At 67.2% G+C, this 4740-nt stretch carries 5 protein-coding genes; 4 read left to right on the top strand and 1 reads right to left on the bottom strand.

All coding sequences use genetic code 11. From position 1 onward, the window contains the following. The first annotated feature begins 240 nt into the window (after nt 1-240). The 3 genes from glmM (at nt 241) to H926_RS0105640 (ending at nt 3125) form a co-directional block, all read left to right on the top strand. Nucleotides 241-1581, top strand: coding sequence for a phosphoglucosamine mutase (gene glmM, locus H926_RS0105650; RefSeq protein ID WP_028657638.1), 1341 nt, complete (start codon nt 241-243; stop codon nt 1579-1581). A 14-nt stretch (nt 1582-1595) separates the two neighbouring features. Continuing rightward, nucleotides 1596-1820 (top strand): DUF1272 domain-containing protein, encoded by a 225-nt coding sequence (locus H926_RS0105645; protein ID WP_022675443.1) that lies wholly within the window; start codon nt 1596-1598, stop codon nt 1818-1820. Between the two features lie 66 nt (nt 1821-1886). Next, nucleotides 1887-3125, top strand: coding sequence for a DUF3422 domain-containing protein (locus tag H926_RS0105640; protein WP_022675442.1), 1239 nt, complete (start codon nt 1887-1889; stop codon nt 3123-3125). A 36-nt stretch (nt 3126-3161) separates the two neighbouring features. Here H926_RS0105640 and H926_RS0105635 read toward each other — a convergent pair whose 3' ends face one another. After that, complete coding sequence (locus H926_RS0105635; RefSeq protein ID WP_022675441.1) at nt 3162-4322, bottom strand: aminotransferase class I/II-fold pyridoxal phosphate-dependent enzyme; 1161 nt, start codon at nt 4320-4322, stop codon at nt 3162-3164. A gap of 171 nt (nt 4323-4493) precedes the next feature. Between H926_RS0105635 and H926_RS25830 the strand changes: the two genes are divergently transcribed. Beyond that, the coding region (locus H926_RS25830) for a hypothetical protein (protein ID WP_043608046.1) at nt 4494-4740 on the top strand (247 nt) is incomplete at its 3' end.

The raw sequence follows: 4740 nt of genomic DNA, 5'->3' as shown, positions 1-4740 counted from the left end.
GCCAGGATCGGCGGCAGCGCGGCCGGCGCGGCAAAGGCGAGCGCCAGGCCCAGCGCCAGCCCGCCGACCAGCCCCAGGAAAATCCACAGGGCCGGCACATGGGCCATAGGTGGAAGCCCCCCTTCGGGAGCGGATGACGGATCGGTAATCGCTTGGTTCATGCCATGGTGAGAATAATGGTGTAGGAGGCACATGCAATGGCGCCTTGGTGGCGCCACGCAAAGGGACAAGATCTTCGCGATGGGACGAAAATTCTTCGGCACCGATGGCATCCGGGGCCGGACCAATGCCGGGGTGATGACCGCGGCAACCGCCATGAAAGTGGGCCAGGCCGCCGGCACCTATTTCCAGCGGGGCGATCATCGCCACCGCGTGGTGATCGGCAAGGACACCCGCCTGTCGGGCTATATGCTGGAAAACGCGATGACCGCCGGGTTCACCAGCGTGGGCATGGACGTGGTCCTGCTCGGCCCGATGCCGACGCCCGCTGTCGCCATGCTCACGCGCGAAATGCGCGCCGATGTCGGCGTGATGATCTCGGCCAGCCACAACCCGTTCGAAGACAACGGCATCAAGCTGTTCGGCCCGGATGGCTTCAAGCTTTCCGATGAAGACGAACTGGCGATCGAGGCCATGCTGGAGGATGAGCTTGACCTGGCGCCGGCCAGCGAAGTGGGCCGTGCCCGCCGCATCGAGGATGCGCGTGGCCGCTATATCCACGCGGTCAAGGCCTCGCTGCCGCATAACCTGCGCCTCGACGGGCTGCGCATCGTGGTCGATTGCGCCAATGGCGCGGCCTATACCGTGGCGCCCTCGGCGCTGTGGGAACTCGGCGCCGAAGTGATCGCCATCGGGGTGGAGCCCAATGGCAAGAACATCAACCTCAATGTCGGATCCACCCATCTCGACGCGATCAAGGCCAAGGTGCGCGAAGTGCGTGCCGATATCGGCATCGCGCTCGATGGCGATGCCGACCGCCTGATCGTGGTCGATGAAAAGGGCCAGACGGTCGATGGCGACCAGATCATGGCGCTGATCGGCAGCCAACTCGCCGCACGCGGCGCGCTGACCGGCGGCGGCGTCGTGGCCACCGTGATGTCGAACCTGGGCCTCGAACGCTTCCTGCGCAGCAAGGGGCTGGACCTGGTGCGCACCGCCGTGGGCGATCGCCACGTGCTGGAAAAGATGCGCGAGGGCGGGTTCAACGTGGGTGGCGAACAGTCAGGCCACATGATCCTGACCGACCATGCCACCACCGGCGATGGCACGATCGCGGCGTTGCAGGTCTTGGCCGCGCTGGTTTCCAGCGGCAAGCCGGCCAGCCAGACGCTGCACCTGTTCGATCCCGTGCCGCAACTGCTCAAGAACGTGCGCTTTGCCGGCGGCAAGCCGCTCGAGGCCGAAAGTGTGCAGGAAGCCATCGCCCAGGCCGAGGCGCGGCTCGCTGGCCGCGGCCGCCTGGTGATCCGCCCATCAGGCACGGAGCCGGTGATCCGCGTCATGGCCGAGGCCGACGATGCCGAGGAAGTGGCCGAAGTGGTCGACGCCATCTGCAATGCCGTGCGCAAGGCTGCGGCCTGAGCGGAGAACCAGACATGCTTGCCATGCACCCCGATTGCCAGAACTGCGGCACCGAGCTTCCCGCCGAAGCGCCCGGCGCTTTCATCTGCTCGATGGAATGCACGTTCTGCGCCGAATGCGCCGAAGACCTCGATGACCGCTGCCCCAATTGCCAGGGCGAACTGATGGACCGCCCGACGCGGGCCAAGGCGCTCCACGCCAAGTACCCGCCCGCGCGCGAGCGGCGCTACAAGCCTTAGACCCGAGTACACTTGCACGCCCTCTCCCCTGCGCGCATGATCGCGCCAGGGAAGAGGGCAACAGCCATGCACGAACACGAATGGCGTCGGCAGATCGTGAACGAGATGCATCTGCGTCGCTGGCCCGTGCTGCGCGCGCCGATGCAGGTGGTGCAGCAGGTGCGGCTGGTGGACGATGCCGCGCGCGATGCCGAATGGGCAGCCTGGGCCGCCATGCCCGAAGGTGGCGAGGTACGCCGCGCCGATCGCCGCCACGTTTCGGGCACCCTGGCCGGTGGCGTGTCGTTTACCTGGGAGCGGCATAGCGAAGCCAGCACGCAGACACTGTTTGCCCCATGCGACGTCGATCTTGCCGATGCGACTGCCTGGATGGAAAGCCTGCCCGGCGCGACGGTGCGCGCCACGCGGCTGGTGATCGTGGCAGACGAGGCCGATGCCGCCCAGGTGATGCCGGCCATGGGCCTGGTGCACGATGACCTGGTCTCGTGCCACGTGGCCGGGCCGATGCGCATCTGGTCAGACTTTCACATCGGCGAGGATGGCTATGGCCGCATGCTGGTGGCCGCATGCGGGCTGGAAGGGGGCGACCTGACCCGCGCGGTGCAGCGGTTGCAGGAATTGAGCAGCTATCGCAACCTGGCGCTGCTCGGCCTGCCGGTGGCGCGCGCGGCCTGGCCCCGGCTGGACCAGGCCGAAGCAGACCTGCGCCGCCTGGGCGAGGCGCTGACCCGCGACGATGTGCGCGACGATGACCTGATGGACCAGCTTTCCGGCCTGTCGCTGGCGATTGCCGCCGTGGCCAGCGCCACCGATTACCGCATGAGCGCCACTGCCGCTTATGCCCTGCTGGTGGAAGAACGGCTGGCCGATCTGGCCCCGCGCCCGATTCCGGGCTTTCTCTCGCTGGGCGAATTTACCCAGCGTCGCTTCCTGCCGGCGGTGCGCACTTGCGCCGCGTTTTCCCGTCGCGAACGCCAGGTGGCGGCGCGCGCCGGGCAGTTTACCGCCCTGCTGCGCGCCCGCATCGAAACCCGCATCGAAAACCAGAACGGCGCGCTGCTCGCCTCGCTCGAACGCAGTGCGGTCCGCCAGTTGCGCCTGCAACACCTCGTCGAAGGGCTGTCGGTGGTGGGGATCAGCTATTATGCCACGGCGCTGATCGGCCACGTGCTGGAAGGCGGGGAAAGCCTGGTGCACTTCGATGCGCGCCTTGCGGTGGGGGTGATCACCCCGCTGGTGATGCTGGCGACCTGGCTGGCACTGCGCCATGCCCGCCGCCAGGTACTCGATCACCCCTCACCGTGATATCCGCGCTATCGATGATAGCATGGATATCACGATTCAGACTGCCGCTTCGGCCATCCGCGCGGCAAACCACGGCTTCATCCGCGCCAGCGCGTCTTCCACCTCGGCGGTAGAAACGGCAAAGCTGATGCGGAAGAAGCGGCGCCCTTCGACCGGATCGAAATCAATGCCCGGTGCCGTGGCCACGCCGGTATCTTCCAGCAGCTTGAGACAGAACGCCATCGAATCGTCGGTCAGGTGGCCGATATCGGCCCAGACATAGAATGCGCCATCAGGCGGCGCGATGCGGGCCAGGCCCAGCGCCGGCAAGGCATCGAGCACGAGTTGGCGGTTGCGCGCATAGGCGGCGACATGGCCCTGTAACTCGTCCTGGCATTCGAATGCCACCAGCCCGGCATTCTGGCTGAGCACCGGCGGGGTAAGGAACAGGTTGCCCATCCGCGCACGGGCCTGGTCGACCAGCGCGGGCGGCACCACCAGCCAGCCAAGGCGCCAACCCGGCATCGAGAAGTACTTGGAAAAGCTGTTGATGATCACCGCCTCGGGATCGACGGCAAGCAGGGTCTGCGCCTGCGCCCCGTCATAGGTGAGGCCGTGATAGATCTCGTCGCTGATCACCGCGATGCCGCGTGTCTGGCAGACCTTGATGATGGCCGCCAGTTCATCGGGTGCGATCACTGTGCCGGTGGGATTGGCCGGGCTGGCCAGGATCAACCCGTCAGGCGCCGGCTCCATCGCGGCCAAGGCGGCAGCCGTGACGTTGAAGCGTTCCTGCGGGCCACACACCAGTTCGACCGGCTCCATGTGCAGCGCACGCAAGGTATTGCGATAGGCCACATAGCCGGGCCGGGCGATCGCCACCCGCGCGCCGGGGGCAAAGCGCAGGGTCAGCGCCATGACCAGTGCCGGCGAGGCACCACAGGTCAGCACCACCTGCGACGGATCGACCGTGACGCCGGCGGTTTCGTGGTAATGCCGGGCAATGCGCTCTTTCAGCGCCTGGCTTTCCCAATAGCCCTGCGCCTGGGTATCCAGCACGTGGTGGGCACGGGCAATCGCGGCCGCGGGCGCGCTGGTGGACGGCTGGCCGAATTCCATGTGGATCACCGGCCGGCCGGCCGCAGCCGCGTCGGCGGCGATACGGTGCGCCAGGGTGGAAACGGCAATGGCGTGAAAGGGTTCGATCTGTGCAGTCATGGGCATGGCGCGGGTAACACGATTCAGGCGGCGGGTATATCCACCCATGGTGATGGCTGCGCCTACGGGACTGACAGGCGGATAACCCAGCCGTAATCTGCCCGCCATCGGCGGTTTGGCGGGCATCAGGCACCTGCCTTGCCGGTAACACCACGCAACAGGCGATGATCGATGGCACACTCTGGGCAACACCGAGACGCCGCCACGGCGGGGCAGAGCCAGGACAACGGCATTCCCGCCGGGCCGGCCACGCCGGTCAACGCCGCGCAGACCACCGACCTTGCCGGAAACCCGCTGGACACGGCCAATGCCAGCGGCCCTTGCACCACGGCCCAGGCACGCGCCAGCCTGGCACAATGCCGAACCGCCACCGGCAGCGGCACGCGCCGCTGGCGCTGGTCGCGCTGGCCTGCGCCCT

This window comes from Novosphingobium sp. B-7 (assembly GCF_000410615.1).
Taxonomy (GTDB): Bacteria; Pseudomonadota; Alphaproteobacteria; order Sphingomonadales; family Sphingomonadaceae; genus Novosphingobium; species Novosphingobium capsulatum.
The sequence above is the reverse complement of the archived record's forward strand: the minus strand, read 5'-3'. Positions and strand labels throughout refer to the sequence as shown.

What these genes read in the sequence shown, in the direction of transcription:
- glmM (WP_028657638.1), top strand. Translation starts at nt 241, where the DNA reads ATGGGACGAAAATTCTTCGGCACCGATGGCATCCGGGGCCGGACCAAT.
- H926_RS0105645 (WP_022675443.1), top strand. Translation starts at nt 1,596, where the DNA reads ATGCTTGCCATGCACCCCGATTGCCAGAACTGCGGCACCGAGCTTCCC.
- H926_RS0105640 (WP_022675442.1), top strand. Translation starts at nt 1,887, where the DNA reads ATGCACGAACACGAATGGCGTCGGCAGATCGTGAACGAGATGCATCTG.
- H926_RS0105635 (WP_022675441.1), bottom strand. Translation starts at nt 4,322, where the DNA reads ATGACTGCACAGATCGAACCCTTTCACGCCATTGCCGTTTCCACCCTG.